At 67.1% G+C, this 15,608-nt stretch carries 18 protein-coding genes; 3 read left to right on the top strand and 15 right to left on the bottom strand.

Translation table 11 applies throughout. The annotated features are described in order from the left end of the window. Positions 1 to 107 precede the first annotated feature (107 nt). Positions 108 to 458 (top strand): metallopeptidase family protein, encoded by a 351-nt coding sequence (locus tag FYC51_RS03875; protein WP_148732344.1) that lies wholly within the window; start codon positions 108 to 110, stop codon positions 456 to 458. An 88-nt stretch (positions 459 to 546) separates the two neighbouring features. Here FYC51_RS03875 and FYC51_RS03870 read toward each other — a convergent pair whose 3' ends face one another. From FYC51_RS03870 to FYC51_RS03855, 4 genes are all read right to left on the bottom strand, one after another. After that, the gene (locus FYC51_RS03870; protein ID WP_148732343.1) at positions 547 to 1,092 is read right to left on the bottom strand and encodes a GAF domain-containing protein; all 546 of its coding nucleotides are present in this window, start codon (positions 1,090 to 1,092) and stop codon (positions 547 to 549) included. Positions 1,093 to 1,165: 73 nt separating this feature from the next. Further along, positions 1,166 to 2,374, bottom strand: a complete 1,209-nt coding sequence (locus FYC51_RS03865; RefSeq protein WP_187432480.1) for a serine hydrolase domain-containing protein — start codon at positions 2,372 to 2,374, stop codon at positions 1,166 to 1,168. Positions 2,375 to 2,502: 128 nt separating this feature from the next. Further along, the gene (locus tag FYC51_RS03860) at positions 2,503 to 3,399 is read right to left on the bottom strand and encodes an NAD(P)H-binding protein (RefSeq protein ID WP_148732341.1); all 897 of its coding nucleotides are present in this window, start codon (positions 3,397 to 3,399) and stop codon (positions 2,503 to 2,505) included. Beyond that, positions 3,396 to 3,887, bottom strand: a complete 492-nt coding sequence (locus tag FYC51_RS03855) for an ASCH domain-containing protein (RefSeq protein WP_148732340.1) — start codon at positions 3,885 to 3,887, stop codon at positions 3,396 to 3,398. Before FYC51_RS03855 ends, FYC51_RS03860 begins: the two co-directional genes overlap by 4 nt. Positions 3,888 to 4,046: 159 nt before the next feature. Between FYC51_RS03855 and FYC51_RS03850 the strand changes: the two genes are divergently transcribed. Continuing rightward, the gene (locus tag FYC51_RS03850; protein WP_148732339.1) at positions 4,047 to 4,409 is read left to right on the top strand and encodes a PRC-barrel domain-containing protein; all 363 of its coding nucleotides are present in this window, start codon (positions 4,047 to 4,049) and stop codon (positions 4,407 to 4,409) included. A gap of 350 nt (positions 4,410 to 4,759) precedes the next feature. On the opposite strand, the gene FYC51_RS03845 is transcribed toward FYC51_RS03850, so the two are convergent. Beyond that, positions 4,760 to 6,172, bottom strand: a complete 1,413-nt coding sequence (locus tag FYC51_RS03845) for an HNH endonuclease signature motif containing protein (protein ID WP_148732338.1) — start codon at positions 6,170 to 6,172, stop codon at positions 4,760 to 4,762. A 279-nt stretch (positions 6,173 to 6,451) separates the two neighbouring features. Further along, complete coding sequence (sigJ, locus tag FYC51_RS03840; protein ID WP_148732337.1) at positions 6,452 to 7,327, bottom strand: RNA polymerase sigma factor SigJ; 876 nt, start codon at positions 7,325 to 7,327, stop codon at positions 6,452 to 6,454. A 123-nt stretch (positions 7,328 to 7,450) separates the two neighbouring features. Between sigJ and FYC51_RS03835 the strand changes: the two genes are divergently transcribed. Then, a complete protein-coding gene (locus FYC51_RS03835) occupies positions 7,451 to 7,873 on the top strand; it encodes a nitroreductase family deazaflavin-dependent oxidoreductase (RefSeq protein ID WP_187432479.1) in 423 nt (140 codons plus the stop codon). A gap of 47 nt (positions 7,874 to 7,920) precedes the next feature. On the opposite strand, the gene FYC51_RS03830 is transcribed toward FYC51_RS03835, so the two are convergent. The 9 genes from FYC51_RS03830 to FYC51_RS03790 all read right to left on the bottom strand — a co-directional run bounded on the left by FYC51_RS03830 (position 7,921) and on the right by FYC51_RS03790 (position 15,606). Further along, positions 7,921 to 9,693: an ABC1 kinase family protein gene (locus FYC51_RS03830; protein WP_148732335.1), complete on the bottom strand. Its 1,773-nt coding sequence runs from the start codon at positions 9,691 to 9,693 to the stop codon at positions 7,921 to 7,923. Positions 9,694 to 9,730: 37 nt separating this feature from the next. After that, the gene (locus FYC51_RS03825; RefSeq protein WP_148732334.1) at positions 9,731 to 10,303 is read right to left on the bottom strand and encodes a PadR family transcriptional regulator; all 573 of its coding nucleotides are present in this window, start codon (positions 10,301 to 10,303) and stop codon (positions 9,731 to 9,733) included. Positions 10,304 to 10,656: 353 nt separating this feature from the next. Beyond that, positions 10,657 to 11,379 carry a C1 family peptidase gene (locus FYC51_RS19870; protein ID WP_187432478.1) on the bottom strand — a complete coding sequence of 241 codons (723 nt, stop codon included), beginning with the start codon at positions 11,377 to 11,379 and terminating at the stop codon, positions 10,657 to 10,659. Continuing rightward, the gene (locus tag FYC51_RS03815) at positions 11,372 to 12,493 is read right to left on the bottom strand and encodes an ImmA/IrrE family metallo-endopeptidase (RefSeq protein ID WP_187432477.1); all 1,122 of its coding nucleotides are present in this window, start codon (positions 12,491 to 12,493) and stop codon (positions 11,372 to 11,374) included. Before FYC51_RS03815 ends, FYC51_RS19870 begins: the two co-directional genes overlap by 8 nt. 29 nt (positions 12,494 to 12,522) lie before the next feature. Beyond that, positions 12,523 to 12,888, bottom strand: a complete 366-nt coding sequence (locus tag FYC51_RS19865) for a helix-turn-helix domain-containing protein (RefSeq protein WP_148732331.1) — start codon at positions 12,886 to 12,888, stop codon at positions 12,523 to 12,525. 2 nt (positions 12,889 to 12,890) lie between these two features. Beyond that, a complete protein-coding gene (gene acpS, locus FYC51_RS03805; protein ID WP_148732330.1) occupies positions 12,891 to 13,268 on the bottom strand; it encodes a holo-ACP synthase in 378 nt (125 codons plus the stop codon). Next, positions 13,265 to 14,149, bottom strand: a complete 885-nt coding sequence (locus FYC51_RS03800) for a hypothetical protein (protein ID WP_148732329.1) — start codon at positions 14,147 to 14,149, stop codon at positions 13,265 to 13,267. The genes acpS and FYC51_RS03800 overlap by 4 nt, the downstream gene beginning before the upstream one ends. After that, the gene (locus FYC51_RS03795) at positions 14,146 to 14,547 is read right to left on the bottom strand and encodes a hypothetical protein (protein WP_148732328.1); all 402 of its coding nucleotides are present in this window, start codon (positions 14,545 to 14,547) and stop codon (positions 14,146 to 14,148) included. Before FYC51_RS03795 ends, FYC51_RS03800 begins: the two co-directional genes overlap by 4 nt. Before the next feature lie 45 nt (positions 14,548 to 14,592). After that, positions 14,593 to 15,606 carry a nucleotide kinase domain-containing protein gene (locus FYC51_RS03790; RefSeq protein WP_187432476.1) on the bottom strand — a complete coding sequence of 338 codons (1,014 nt, stop codon included), beginning with the start codon at positions 15,604 to 15,606 and terminating at the stop codon, positions 14,593 to 14,595. Positions 15,607 to 15,608 lie beyond the last annotated feature (2 nt).

Raw genomic sequence — 15,608 nt, 5'->3', positions numbered from 1 at the left:
CTCGGCGAGGCATCCGTCTGGCGGGCCATGGGCCGTCATTCGGCGAGGTCGTTTCGCTCACCGCGAAGGCGCGACCCCGTCCGTTTCCGAGCAGCGACAATCGACACATGGTCGAGATCTCCGACGACGACTTCGAGCGCATGGTCGGCGAGGTGTACGACGGGCTGCCCGACGACATGGTCCGGGGACTCGAGAACGTCGCGATCCTCATCGAGAACCAGCCGGCGGGGCAGTGGCCGCGGCTGTACGGGCTGTACAGCGGGCGTCCCCTGAAGACGCGCGGGGTCTACGGCTACGGCGAGCTGCCCGACCGGATCACGCTCTTCAAGAACAACATGCAGGCGCGCAGTGAGGATCTCGACGCCTTGCGGGCCCGGGTGCGCATCACGCTCGTGCACGAGATCGGCCACTACTTCGGGCTCGACGACGCTCGGCTGCGGGAGCTCGGCTGGGCATAGTGCACCGCGCGGCTGCGGGAGCTCGGCTGGGCGTAGTGCACCGCGAGGCATCCGTCACGCGCTCGGGAGCGTGCGAGCACCCGATCAGCTACGCCCGTCGCTGGGCTGCCAGTCGAAGCGCGTCGAGTGTCTCACCGATCAGGGCTGCGAGTTCGCGGATGTTCGCCTCGTCGGCTTCGTCGAAGTCGCGCCCACTGCTCTTGTCGCTCAGTTGCAGCATGCCGTGTCGTCGACCGCCGTCGCCGCAGACACTCGTGGCCAGCCATCCACGCATCGGCGGGTGGGCGTCGGCGAACGGCCCGAAGGCCTGGTAGAGCGGATGCGACAGCACCTCGGCATCCGTCAGGCGGATGACCTCGCCGGGTGCGATCCTCATCCCGTGCAGGCCGTCGCCCCTCGGGTCGACTCGGAAGTCACGGAACGCGGCGTACTTCTCGCTCATGCTGAAGTACTTGCGTGCCTGCGACTTGTCGCCGATCCAGAGCTTGGCGGCCGCCAGCTCGGCGCTGGTCAGCGCGCGGGCGATCCTGCAGGTGCGGCGCAGCAGCGCGTCGAGCTGAGCGGCGAATTCGGGCTCGGGCGAGGAGGCCGACAGGATCGGCGTGATCTCGATCCCGACCTCACCGGGCTCCATTGCACCAACCTAGCGCGCGAGGCGCGACACGATCGGGCTCGGACGCTTGCCGGTGACGAGCGATGCTGGCCGTCTACTCGTCACATGCGTCGTTCGAGGTGGCGGCCACCGACTCCGGCAGCACCGGGAGCAGCGCCCTGAGGACCTTGGCGAACTCCTCGCCGGTGCCACCGTCGCCGTTGCCGATCAGGGCGAGCACGGCCTCTGAACCCTCGAAGTACTGCACGTGCGCGCCGTATCCCGGCTCGGCGCCGCTGTGGCTGAGGTCGAGGAGGCAGCCGGAGTCGGGGTCGACGTGGACCAGCACGGCGAGGCCGTACTCGTACCCCGGGGCCACGGCCCCGGGCGCACGGTCGGCGATGCGTGCGGCCTGCAGTTCCGGGGTGAGCCCATACCCGTCGCCGAGTGCGACGCCCCAGGTGTGGAGATCGTCGATCGTCGAGAGCATGGCTCCGGCGGCCCAGGACTCGTGGTTGGCCCAGTCGGTGGTGTCGGTGGGCTGCGGGAGCTGCGGGCAGAACTCGGAGTAGCCGTGGTTCAGCGGCTCTGCAAGCACCCCGTCGGGAGCGAACCGGCTGCGCGTCATCCCGAGCGGCCCGACCAGGTGCTCGTCTATCAGCGTGCCGAGGTCGGTGCCAGTCGTCTTCTCGAGGATGCGCCCGAGGAGGAAGGTGTTGAATCCCGAGTAGTTGTCTCCCTCGCCGGGGGCGAAGTCCGCACGCGGCGTCGCTGCGCCGATCGCGATCATCTCATCGGGCGTGATCGTCGAATACGGATCCGCGCAGATCCGATCGATCTGCGCCTGGCCCGGACTGCCGATGCCGCTCGACATGTTCATGATCATTCGAACGGTGATCTCGTCCGCGAGCGGGAAATCGGGATACCACTCGTCGATCGTGTCGTCGAGCTTGAGTCCGACCTCTCCATCCCCGATCACCTGCAGCGCAACCGTGCCGACCAGGGTCTTGGTGATGCTCCCGATCTTGGACTGATTGGTCCGGTCCATCGGCTCGTTCGAGGCGAGGTCCGACACGCCTCGGGTGGCCACCCATTCGTCTTCGCCGGGGATCCAGAGCCCGACGGTCACACCGGGCATTCCGGATGCCGCGAAGCCCTCGTCGAGCGCGTCCTCGAGTTGCGCCCGCACGTCGGCGTCGAGGGAGGCATCAGCAGCAGCGGTCGACGGCGACGAACCGTCGCCCGCCGGCGCCGCGACGCATCCACCCAACACGAGCACCGCGATCGTCGCGACCGTGACGACCGCCCATCTCGAGTTCCGCATCGCAGCCCCCCTCGGTGTCATTCGCGACACTACGCCGCGGGTGCTCAGCCCCGACGAAGGGAGCTGCCCCACTTCTGGGGTCGATCGGCGTCAGGGCCCCCGGGCTGAGCCAGCGATTCGCGCCGAGGTCAGCGGCTGACCCGCAGGTCGCGCCATCCGAACCCGCCGGGTTCGGGCAGCGCACCGCGAATCTGATCCGCCGTGAACATCCGCCGCGGTCGCAGGTCTTCGGGCACGGATGTCGCGGGCGGCGCGGCATCCGTCACGCCTTCGGCCAGCATGCGCACCTGCGCCTTCGAGACGAGCGGCACCTTCATCGTCCACTCGGCGACCTGCGCGAGCGCGTACTGCGCCCACACCGGCCACGGCACCACGATCACTCGGCGGTCGACGACGGATGCCACGCGCCGCACGGCCTTCGACAGGTTCAGCTGTTCGGCGCCGACGACCGCGACGGTCTCGCGCGACATCCGTGCGTCGACTGCTGCTTCGAGGATGTCGGTGAGGTCCTCGATCGGGATGGGCCGGATCGGGCGCTCGCGGAAGCCGACGGTCGCGAAGACCGGCAGCGTCTGCACCGTGTGGCTGAGGTGGTCGATGAGGTGGTCGCCCCGGCCGTAGATCATGCCCGCCTTCAGGATCGTGTAGTCCAAGCCGGAGTCGCGGATGAGCTCCTCGGCGGCCCACTTCGACTCGTGGTACGGCGATCCGCAGTCGGGTCGTGCCCGCAGGAAGCTCAGCATGATGACCTTGCCGACGCCGGCTCGCTTCGCCGCCTCGATCACGTTGGCCGTGCCCTCGATGTGCACGCGCCGGTAGGTCTGGTCGCCGATCTCGCGGTTGATGCCCGCGCAGTGCGCAACCACATCGCACCCTGCGAACGCGGCGGCGAGCGCATCGACGTCGGCGGTGTCGACGCCGGTGCGGCGCGAGACGACGACGGATGCCTCGGGCCCGAGCCGTTCGGCCAAGTGGCGTCCGACGAATCCGGTGCCGCCGGTGATCGCGGTGCGGAGATGGGTCATCTGGCGAACTCCGGCCACACCACTTCGAAGCGCTCGAAGACGATCTCGTCCCGTTCCGTCCACTCGAAGCCCGACGCGGCACCGACGCGGCGCCAGTACCGGCTGTGACCCTCGCGCCACGTTGCGAGTGATCGGTCGTCCTCGCCTTCGTCGAACGCGAACGCCTCGTCGGCGGTCGTGAAGTCGCCGACGCGCAGCTCGACGCTGCGCAGGATGACTCGCGGTCGCCCGTGCGAGTCGCACGCGATCCAGTGACTGCCGATCCTCGGAAGCGGCTGCTCGTCGAGCTCGAACTCCTTCACCAGGCCTGCGGTCGCACGCTTCGTGCCGGCGAGCACGAGCTCGAGCAGTTCGTCGGTGAGCTCGGGGTGGTCGCCGAAGTTCTCGGCCGGGGGCAGCTCCGAGTCGGTCGCCTGCGCCGGGTGAGCGGCTCGGTACTGCCCCCAGAACTCGCGCGCGGCCGCTTCGTCGATCGGGGCGTTCTGCATCACGCCAGTCTGGCAGTTGCCGATCCGCGGTGGAGCCCTGCGCAGAGCGCCGCCACCGCGCTGTCAACCCTCTGGGATCGGCTCTGCGGCCGACCTACCGTCGGACGTAATCACCCATCACGATCAGGGCCCGCACGGGTACCTGCGAAGGGAGGAACGATGAGCGCCACATGGGACGCGTGGACCTACCGCACGTCAGCCGCGCGCACCGCGCAGAGCGCAGACATCGTCGGGTACGAGGTGCACGCCACCGATGGCCACATCGGCAAGGTGGATGAGGCGACCTACGACGTCGGCGCGAGCCAAATCGTCGTCGACACCGGCCCATGGATCTTCGGTCGCAAGGTCCTGCTGCCGGCTGGGACCATCGACCGAGTCGATGACGCCGAGGAGCGGGTGTATGTGGACCTGACCAAGGACCAGATCAAGGACTCACCCGAACTCGACGAAGGAACCAACTGGGATGACGCCACCTACCGAGAGCGGGTCGGCGGCTATTACAGCGGGTTCTACGGCTACTGAGATTCAACCCACTCACCCGCCGTTCCGGGGCACACCCCCGGGCGGCGGGTAATTCGAGCCGACTCACCCGCCGTTCCGGGCACGTCCCGGGGCGGCGGGTTCGCAATGTCGGGCGCGCGCCCCGGGCTGCGGGTTCGCAATGTCCGGGGCACGCCCCAGGCGGCGGGTCTGCAATGTCCGGGGCACGCCCCCCCGGGCTGCGGGTTCGCAATGTCCGGGGCACGCCCCAGGCGGCGGGTCTGCAATGTCCGGGGTACGCCCCCGGGAGGCGGGTTCGCACCGTCCGGGGCACGCTCCAGGGCGGCGGGTTCGCAACGTCGGCGCGCGGCGCGAGATTTCAAGCGAGCGCGTCACGCCGCCTGGCGTCGCTGCAATTCGAAGCGGGCCCGACCTCCGAGTCGTGGCACCTGCGCCGGGTCGACGTGCGGCGGTGGGATGAACCACACCTCGGTCGCGCCCGGGCGGATCTCCCACCCGTCGCGGTGGATCATGTGATGGCAGAAACTGCAGAGGAGGACCCCGTTCGAGAGGTCGGTCGGGCCGGCATCGCGGAGCCACCAGAAGATGTGATGTGCTTCGACGTATGCGATGTTCTGGCCGCATGACGCGCAACCGCCGTCGCGCTCGCCGAGTGCGAGCCGCTGGGCCTTGGTGAACAGCCGTGCCGCCCTTCCGAGGTCGAGCGGGAGGCTCTCCCTACCGAGGACGGCGGGGATCAGCTCGGCGTCCGCCGCCATGCGGCGCGCCGTGCCGGCGGAGATGGGCTGATCGAGTCCGTCGATCCGCGCGTGTCCGAGCCCGGTGACGAGGGTGTCGAGGTCGACGCGCACGACCACGGTGGTCTTCGCGAGCGGCGTGAGCGTCTGCGTGCAGCCGAGCGCGTGGCGGGCGAGCGCCGCGAGCGCGTCGGCCTGGATCTGCGGGATCGACCGGTGGTCGTCGACGACGGGATCGGGATCGCCGTCGCCGGGTTCGCGTCGCCGGAGCACGTCGCTGACCAGCGCCTCGATCGCAGCCTTCACCGGCGCGGCGCTCTCGGGGTCGAGGCGGGCGTGCAGGTTGACCATGCCCCGCCCGTCTTCACGCATCGTCAACGAACGCTCCATGCGCAGCAGCTCCTCGCGCGGCTCGACCCCGTCGGGATCGAGTCGCGCCTCCGCTTCTCGCACGCCGCGAACGAGCGTCTCGAGCGGCACCGTCGCTGCCAGGTCGACGAGCGCCGCCTCGACGTGATCGATGCTGGTCGCCTCGGCCCTCGCCGACGCCCGGTCGAGCATCGAAGTGATCGCTGACGCCGCCTCGATGCCGATCTTCGCTGCGTCCAGCGCAGCGGCGACATGCGGATGCCGCGCGGGCAGCCGCTCACCGGTGAACGTCTGCCGGGTCGCGGTGGCGGTGCCCACGGCGACCAGCTTCTGCGCGTCGGCTCGGGATGCTCCGGTCGACGCGGCGATGAGTCGCACCGGGTTGTGGAATCCCTGGGCCTTCGCGAGCCCGGTGTCACCGAACTCCTGCGCCGATCGCTTCGTCACCTCCGCCGCGACCCTCGCGAGCATGACGTCGACCCCTCGCCGAACCATCGCCAGCGCATCGGTGACCCGCACGAGCCCGCTGTCGCTCATCTGCTCGACCTCGACCTGCGCACCTCCGCTGATGGCACCTGCGGCCGGCAGGGACCCGGTCCACGCCTCGCACAGCGCCGCGACGTCGCGCTCGAGCGCGATGAGCGGCAGCGGCTGCTCGTGCTGTGGGGGCTGTTCCATGCTTCGATCCTGCACCCACCCACTGACATTCGATCGCGCGTGGAAAGCGCCCATGATCGGGGATTTGCCTGTGGATGAGTCGACCCGCTGTTCGCCTGTGGAGGACAAGTCGCCTCCCTTCCGTTGAGCGCGCGACATCCGTCACCGTCGAGCTCGTCGCCGAATGCCGAGCCCGGCTCGAGACGATCCTGGCCGACGGCGAACCGTGACGGATGCCGCGTGCCGGCGAACGGTGACGGATGCCGCGTGGCGGCGCAGCACGCGCCCACCACGATCACCTCACCGCACGTGCCCGAGCTTCTTCGGATTCCCGACGCCGTGGATGGCCGAGATCCGGCCGTCGGCGAACTCGAGCGCGAGCACGGCGAGCACCCGACCCCGGCGGCGAACGACGATCCCGGGTTCGCCGTTCACCTCCGCGACCTCGAAGTCGACGCCGAGACCGCCCACTGCAGCGAGGAATCGACGGCCGACCCTCTCGGCACCGACGACCACCTCGGTCGGCGCGTCCGGGAAGACGCCACCCGAGTCGAAGTGGCCCGCGGCATCCGTCGCGAGCACCTCGACCAGCCCATCGAGGTCGCCGTCGGATGCCGCGACGGCGAATCGCTCCGTCAGCCGGCGGGCGGCGACGGGGTCGACGGCGAACCGGGCTTCGCCGTGCGCGGCGATCCGCTTCCGCGCACGCGAGGCGGACTGCCGCGCGCTCGCCGGGCTCACCCCGAGGACGTCCGCGATGCGGTCGAACCCCAGGTCGAAGACGTCGTGGAGGAGGAACGCCGTGCGCTCCGCGGGCGTGAGCTGCTCGAGCACGACGAGCAGCGCCATCCGCACCGAGTCGTCGAGGGTGACCCGGTCCTCGGGGAGGATGCGATCGTCGGTGACGATCGGCTCAGGCAGCCAGGGCCCGACGTACCCGCGGCGGGAATGCTCGTGCGCGCGCAGCCGGTCGATCGAGAGTCGCGACGCCACCGTCACGAGCCAGGCGCGCGGGTCGTCGAGCGGCGCCGCGTCGGGCTCGTCGCCGCGAGCGAGCAGCCGGATGTAGGTCTCCTGGGTGACATCCTCGGCCTCGGCCACGGAACCCAGCACCCGGTAGGCGACGTCGCGCACGACGGGCCGGTGCGCGGTCCAGAGGTCGGCGAACTCGGTCATGAGATGTAGACGATCCATCGGCCGCGAATGTGACGCAAGCACGGATGCCGCGTCGAATTTCGCCGCGGGATGTCACATCCGGCCCGGCTCATCCGTTCTCCCTGTATGAACGACGCTCTCTCCATGAACGACACGCCCCAACAGTCCCGACCGCAAGTGCCGCGCGCCTCGGGCGGGCCGCCCCGCCGGCTCGTGAACGCGACCGCGCCCGTCGCACGAGCCCTGGCGGGCCGCCGCTGGACCCCGATCTGGGCGATCATCCGCCACCGAGGGCGCCGGAGCGGCACCGCGTACGAGACGCCGATCGCGGTGGTGCCGACGACGGATGCCTCCATCATCATGATCGGCTTGCCGTGGGGCGGGACGACCAACTGGGCGCGCAACGTCGTGGCATCCGGTGGCGCATCCCTCCGGTGGAAGGGGCGCGATGTCGAACTGGTGCATCCGCGGATCGTCGACGCCGCTGAGGCCGAGCGTCGCGCGAAGGCGCCGTTCCGGCCGGTGCTCAAGCGCTTCCCTGCGGCGATCGTGTTCGAGCGGGTTTGACCTGCACGACGGATGCCGCGGAGGCGCGGCATCCGTCACCGCGGCCGTCACCGCGGCCCGCGCCGCCGGCCGAACAGCCCGGCGAACACGGCATGCAGGAACGGGATCACCGACAGCACCATCAGCGTGATGCCCCACACCGGCTCGTCGTTGCGGAGCAGGACCCCGCCGAGGAACAGGCCGACGAACAGCACCGCCGAGACGACCCGCTGGGCCGCGTTCTCGAGTCGCACCATCCGGTGCTCGATCTTCGGTGAGCTCGCGACCACGCGCCCGTCCTCGATACGGGTCGCGAGTGCGTCGACGCGCTGGGGGAGCCCGGCGAGCGTGCTCGCATACGACAGCGCCTGCTGCCCGAGCGCCTGCACGAAATTGCCGCGCTCGTCGCGCAGGAGTTGCGCGGCGTAGGGCTCGACGGCGTCCCACATGTTGAAGTCGGGGTCGAGCGAGCTGCACATGCCAGAGGTCAGCGACATCGCCCGGATGATGAGGAGGAAGTTGTCGGGCAGCGTGAACGGCAGCGCCCGCACCACCTCGCCGAACTCGATCGCGAAGCTGCGCAGCTCGCGCTCGTCGACCTGCCGCACCTCGGCCAGGCCCATCCCGCCGAAGCGGGCGAACAGCTCGGACATCGCGCGTTCGAGCTCGGCCGTGTCGGCCGACGGCAGCAGGATGCCGACACCGCGGATGCTCTCGACGAGGCGCTTTCCGTCGCGCGCGGCGACCGCGAGCATGAGCTGCTGCAGGCCGCGGCGCAATCCGTCGGGCACCTCGCCCATCATGCCGAAGTCGATGAACGTGAGCCGGTAGGCCGGCGACGAGCGAGGGGATGCCGCAGCCGTCACGTTCGAGGCCGGCGACGCGGCATCCGTGCCCCTCGCGGCCGGCGACGCGGCATCCGTCACCCGCTCGACCGGCGTGACGAAGATGTTGCCGGGGTGCGGGTCTGCATGGAAGTAGCCGTCGCGGAAGAGCTGGTCGAACATGACGGTCGCGAACTGCTTCGCGACGGCCTTCGGGTCGATGCCCGCGGCCAGCAGGGCCGCGCGGTCGTTGATCTTGATGGCGGTCACGTCGGCGAGCGTCAGCACGCGGCGCGTGGTGCGCTCCCAGACGACCTCGGGCGCGGCGACGCGCGGGTCGCCGGCGAACCTCGCGGCGAATCGCTCGGCGTTGGCCGCCTCGTGCAGGTAGTCGATCTCCTCGAGGCTCGTGGTGGCGAACTCCTCGACGAGGGACGGGACGTCCACATGGTTCGCGACGAATCGCACGCGGCTGAGCCATCCGGCGACGCGACGCAGCGCCGACAGGTCGACGTCGACGATCGTCTCGATGCCCGGTCGCTGCACCTTGACGACGGCCTCGTCGTAGCCCATGTCGGCGGCGTCGAGCGGCGAGAGCGTGGCGCGGTGCGCCTGGCCGAGGGATGCCGCGGCGAGCGGTGTCGGGTCGAACGACGCATACGCCCGCTCGAGCGGCACGCCCAGCTCGGCCTCGGCGAGCTGCCGGATCGCGTCGAACGGCACGGGCGGCACTTCGTCTTGGAGGCCGGCCAGCTCGCGCGTGATCTCGGGCGGCAGCACGTCGAGCCGCGACGACATGTACTGACCGACCTTGATCATGAGGCCGCCGAGGTCGACAGCGAGCGCGTGGAAGTGCCGGGCGATCGTCGTCAGCCGCGCCTCGCGCCCGCGCGCCGCGACCTTGCCCAAGCCGATGCGCGGCAGCACGAGCTCGTACCACCACGTCTGGACGATGTATCGCGCGGCGAATCGAAGGATCCGCCGGTAGCGGGCGCGAGTGTTCCCCACATCGGGCATCCTGCCTGCTGGACGCCGACGTGTCGAGGGCACCGAGTCAGCCCTGGGCGAGGATCGAGTAGAGCCGACGACGCGCGTCGTCGAGCACCTCGACCGCCTGCTTCACCTGCTCGGGCGTGCCCGAACGCTGGATCTGCGCCGCCGCCTGCGCGAGCTCGATGCCGGCCTTGGGCAGCGCCCCGCCGGGTCCGAAGTCGCGCGGGCTCGAGGTCTGCCACGGCGCCGGGCGATCAGCGGATGCCTCGGCCTCCGCCCGTCCCGCTTCCGTCAGCGAGTAGGTCTTGCGGCCATCCGCCTCCTCTGCGGTGACGAGCCCCTCGTCGGTGAGCAGCTGCAGCGTCGGATACACCGAGCCCGCGCTCGGCTTCCACGCGCCGCCGCTGCGCTCGGCGATCTCGCTGATGATCTGGTAGCCGTGCATCGGCTTCTCAGCGAGGAGCGCGAGCACCGCCGCGCGGACGTCGCCGCGGCCCATTCGCGGGCCGGCCTTCTGCTCGAACATGCCGCGGAGCTGGTTGAGGGCGTCCCACAGGTTCGGGCCGGGAGCGCCTTGGCCCCAGTTGCTCGACGAACCGGCGAAGCCGCCGCCGCCCATGTACGAATCGCTCATGATGACCTCCCTGAAGCGGGCCCTGGTCGGGTCTCGACGATATATCAACGATATATCGCTCGGGTAGGTTCGGGGTAGACCGTGAATGCGCAGCTAGTCCATCTCCATCAGCTCAGCCCACGTCCTCTTCACTTCGCCAGGGCGAGCCCGCTTGGTGCCGCACTGGGTACAGACCGTGACTAGTGGCATCCATTGGTCACGCTCGTCCAAGAACTTGAAGGTCTGTTCCGACCATCCGTTGCGGCGGTCCAAAGAACTGGCTGAGCAAAGTGCATGACAGCACATATTGCGATGGGAGCGCTGCGGGTTGCTTCTGGAGGACGATCCGCGCCAGCAGGAACGACTCCCGCTAGCTAGCGCGCGCGGGTCACCGTGGTCACGTCCGTGCGGACAGGTGTGCGCATGGGGAGTCGGAGAACTTCATGTGCGGAGATTCCCAGACCCTGAATGTAGGAGGGGTGAAGCCAGCCGTAGCCCCCGAGGCCCCAACCCTCCCCCCAGCTGTTCTGGATCAACAGGCATCGGCCGGAGCCCGCGACTTCAGCAGCACCGACTGCTGCGACCGCGTGTAGCCCTCGGTGCCCAGGCCCCGGCGAAGGAAGGATCAGCCCATCCGCGTCCGGGTAGTCGAATGCAGCCGTTACGCCGAGAACGAGGACCACCACTCGGCCCGCCGCTATCGAATCCTCGACGGCGTCCTCGACGCCATCCAAGGCCAGAGGAATGGTGCTGAGCTCTGCGACGTGCCACGGTGGTACTCCGGCACTTAGGGGCGGCGGCTCGGTATCTGAGCCGAGTGTCGCATCGTAAGGCCAATTCTGGTCCTCTGGCTGACCGCGCTCTCGCAGTGCGTCGTTGGCGTGCGCTAGGTCCATGCCGTTGTGCCCAGCGAGACCGCGATTCCAGGCGTGCTCCCAAATCGCCTCAGGCGCGAGCGCGGCGGCGGGGTCCCGCGCCTGATAACGATTCGACTCGTGTGCCAATGAGACCGCGAAGGGCACGCAGGTTGGTCTTGGGCCTTGGTCGTGAATGCCGGGCGCAAGACGCTCACGAAGGTCGATATTCGGTCTAGTCATTGAAGTCCGGGGCACGCTTGAATTCGTCCAACCATCGTTGCCGAGTTTCGACCGCTGGTTTCGGGCGCACAGCGAATCGAAGCCGTACGTCATCGATCGGTTCCGAATCAGGACGGAAGGGAGAGGCGTATTGGAAGTGCTCCTCCCAAACCCCAGGAGCCTGAGCATAGAGGATGAGGTACCGGTTGCCGCCACCTCCCACCGGTAGACCGGCGTCCGCCGGCCCAGCGGAGGAACTGAGCTGGAAATCGTCGTAAACAAGCGGGAGCGAAGTCTCGAGCTCGGGTCGGGGGACGAGCTCTTGGCGATCGACACGGTCCGAGGCTGTGTCCAGTTCCCCCTCCGTTCCGCCGAAACTGGGCGGTGCGGGTCGTGCAGGCCTACGGGCGGGGTCTGTCTTGTCGGCCGACAGCCATCTGTACCCTGTGGTCCGGTTCTCGGGAAGTGAAACCACCACATCGTCACCCTCGAACACCTCGAGCTCGGCCGGCGGGTCTTCGCCGGCCACCGTCCAGACATCGCCGCGAGCTTCGGTCGGCCGATGCCCGAGGGCGAGCTCGCTTTTGACGCTGATTGGTCGAGACTTCAGCAGCGATCTCACGTTTGAATCCAGGATGAAGCCACAGTTGTAAAGCTGTCGGGTAGCCGCTTCAAAGCTCACATGCATATCCCGGGCGATCGCGTACGCCTGGACCGCCGTTGCTTCGTCGCCGCGGCGGAGGCCGTGGCGCCTGGCCGTTCGACTGACGAGCGGGAGCGGCATGAGAAAGTACGACGCGAAAAGTTGTGCCCGGCGCTCCCTTTCGTTCGATGGAATGCCGACCACCTCGTCTTGCGTGTCGACCTGTATGTCGACCGCGAGGTAATCCTGGTCGAGGTACCAATGGCCGATTTCGTGAGCCGCGGTGTATCGCTGGATTGATGCCTGCCGTTCGGTCGTGATCAAGACGCCTGAAGCTGCAGACATGGTCGGACTGGGAACGATCGCGCCGAGCAAATTGTCGAGAGGTGCGAAGAGCAACTCGAGGTCGAGGCGAGCCACTGCATCAAAAGGGTCGACCGGACGCGTCTGGTCGATGTCCAGGTCCTGCAGCGCGTCCGCCGCCGCCTGCATCGCATCAAGTCGTCCTTCCCGGCGTCGCATTACGAGGCACCTGAGTCTTCGGGTGGCCTGCCGGACGCAAGGAACTCAGCGAAGCGAAGGACCTGTTCTCGGTCTCGAGGGGACAGTGCATCTGTGGCCCGGAAGAGTGCCACGTTCGAAGAGAGGTCGGGCTCAGCTTCCCCGAGCAACCATTCGATGCTCCGGCGGTACAAGCGTGCGAATTTCTTGAGCTCGGCGGTTGTCACGTTTCGCTTGCCAGCCTCGATCGCAAGAACGCTTGTTCGCGGGATGCCGATCGCCCCGCTGACCTCAGATTGCGTAAAGCCGATCGTTTCACGCGCATCGCGGAGGCGCGTTCCCAGCGCGACGAGCTCGTCATCTGGTTGTGAGGATGGAGTGGGCATTTCTATTCCTCTGCGAGAAGTGCAACATACGCGAGCGCAAGGTCGCGTTCATGACTGAGTGACACGGACATCGATGTCACCTTCATCTCCGACGCGCGCCGCTCAGCGGAGGCTGAAAGTCTCAACGACGGCGCCGCGCCGGAAGTCGAGACGATCTCGATATCGATCGGCTCGATTCTCCCGATGCCCAGCCCAAGTGCCTTGATTGTGGCTTCCTTAGCCGCCCAGCGCGTCGCCAAGCGGTCGGGCCTCAACTCAGAGTACGCGAGCTCCTGGGCGGTCCAAATCGACTCGAGCCAGTCCCGGCCACCCTTCACGGTCATTGCGTCGATGCGAGAGATCGTGACGAGATCGGTTCCAACGTGGACGCGGAGGGTCATACTGGCACCTTCTCGGGAGCGTTGGCATCGCTGGCAACAGGAGGGGCGCCCAGCAGATCGCGCGTGGTCGTGAGCAGCTGCTTGATCCCTTCCACTCGATAGGGGGATCGCTCAGCGCTTCCCTTGGTTGCAACGATCATGAGCTCACCGACTGCGTAGCCCGATTGTTCTGCCAAGAAGTGCAGCAGACGGCTCAGTCCCACCAGGTTGCCGAACCCGCGCGTGATCACGAACCAGTGCCGATACACGGCCACCATTGAGAGCCGGCCGTGAAGCGTTGTCAGCGACACATGCACCAAACACGGGAACGAGAGCTGTCGATCGTCGGTTGCGGCGTACTCCTGAATCGGCAGCGGTGAAAGAGCGTCGACGTCGTCAGGCGATTGGAGCGTCACATCGCTCGCGTTGTGGGCGCGGCCCTTCACGGCCCGAAGGTAGTGAATACGTTTCGCTAACTGGTTGACGCCGCCCGTTACCTCCTTTCCGGGCCATGCGATCATCCGACTGAAGTAGGTGCCGGATGCGTTGAGTCGGTCAGTCATAAGGGTCGGGAGCATCGCGAGATAGTTGCCGTAGAGTTTGTCGGCCGCTGCGTCGAGCGCAGCGGTCTTCTCGTCCGAGTCTGGCTGCCATGTGAAGCCTGGGCTCCTATAGAGGCGACTCGGAAAGAGCGTGTTTGCCACGGTGCGAATCGGTTGCCTGCCATGGCTGGTAAGCATCAGGTCGATCGGTTCGACGAAAGACGTCGCGACCTCCAGTGAAGGTCGGTCGACTGTGACGACTGTGTTCACGGCACGTCCATCGGGCATCGAAAGAAGACCTGACGTTGTCTGCCACCACGCCTCCTCGATTGACGGCCAGGTGCCGAGCGAGAGGGTCATGCCGCAACCTTTCGTCGTGCCAACAGCGCTTGCACTAAGACGGCGACAAGAGCATGGAGTGTCGACCAGTCGGTCTCCGTGACTGTCGACAGCTTGATCAGCTTCTTCTTGCCGAAGACCCGGTTGAACCTCGCGATCACAAAGACCGCCTGGGGAGAATCAAGCACCACGTCCCCACGGGGCGTGCGAGAGGCTTCAGCGAAGAAGGTGCCAGAGTCAATGCCGTCGAGATCTGCGAGCACATTCGCGACAGCGGACTCGACCTCGCCAGACGTCATTGCAAGTGCAGCTTCAGGCGAAAGAGGTGCCCCCAGCGCGTCAAACGACTGAGAGCGAGTTGGGGATCCGATGTCCGCCACCGCAGGGAACAGACCCTCGTTCTGGGCTTCACCTGTCATGACATCAGTGTCGGATAATCCGACACTGATGTCAACCCTCCGGACCTAGAACATCGGAATGAGTGCGTCCGGCCGTGAGCTCCCGAGCACAGGCTGTCGCGGAACCAGTTTGTTGAGACCCCACTTGGGTGGGAAAAAGAGCTCAATCGGGGCAGGGGACTCCACGAATCGCGCTTTTATGCGGGAGCGAGCACTCCGGAGCTCTGGCACGGCCTCGCGACAGTACTTGTCTGTCTCGCAGAAGAGGCCCTGCGCGTCGATGGCATGCAGCCGGCGCCCCCAGAGGCCATTGAACTCCAGACCGAGACGTTCGAACTCTTCCTCCTGGTGATCAACCATCCACATGATCACCTCTTGCGGGGATAGCCCGTCCAAGTCGGTGAAGACCTTCTTGATACCGCGAACAGCGCCTGGCCCAGGTTGCGTGAAGTCGTCCTCTGAGAAGTTGATGTAGTCGGAGTAGTTCAGATCGATTGCCGTCTGGTATGACATGAAATCGCCCATGAGGGGAAAGGTGTGAAGACGATCGTAAATTTCTCGAAGGGAGGTCGCCGTGAGCAGTTTCGTTCCCAAGTCACGCTTCACGAACATGTCGCGGAAGAGCTCTACATGGTTGAGGTGTTTGCGGGACCTACCGTAGGCATTAGTCGCGCAGAGAATGAACGCCCCGGTGTATAGGCCGCCATTGGCCTCGAGTGCTGCATTGAGCGCAGCCTCAAACTGACCCGAACCGAGGTCGTCAATGCGCGGGGAATGCTCCAGCCAAGTGGTCACGTACTCCCACGTCGCGATATTGCTAAAGGTTCGGAAGGCAACGATCTGAAATAACCGATCCTGTGCTGACGAATCGTCATCGCGATATGCAACATTTCGAATCATGTACTGACTAACGCGATCCGCGGCCCGGAAAACGTTGCAGAATTTGTACGCGCGCAAGATTGGATCCGACGTCCAGGGCCAAGGATTTCCTGCGATTCGCGACTCGAATGCGTGCTGCCTGCGTGCCGCAAACTGCCAATATAGATCGTACACGCCTGGTCTTGGCTTTGGCTTTGCCATTC

Origin of the sequence: Agromyces mariniharenae, from assembly GCF_008122505.1 — a bacterium.
In the GTDB taxonomy this organism is placed as follows: Bacteria; Actinomycetota; Actinomycetes; order Actinomycetales; family Microbacteriaceae; genus Agromyces; species Agromyces mariniharenae.
The sequence above is the reverse complement of the archived record's forward strand: the minus strand, read 5'-3'. Positions and strand labels throughout refer to the sequence as shown.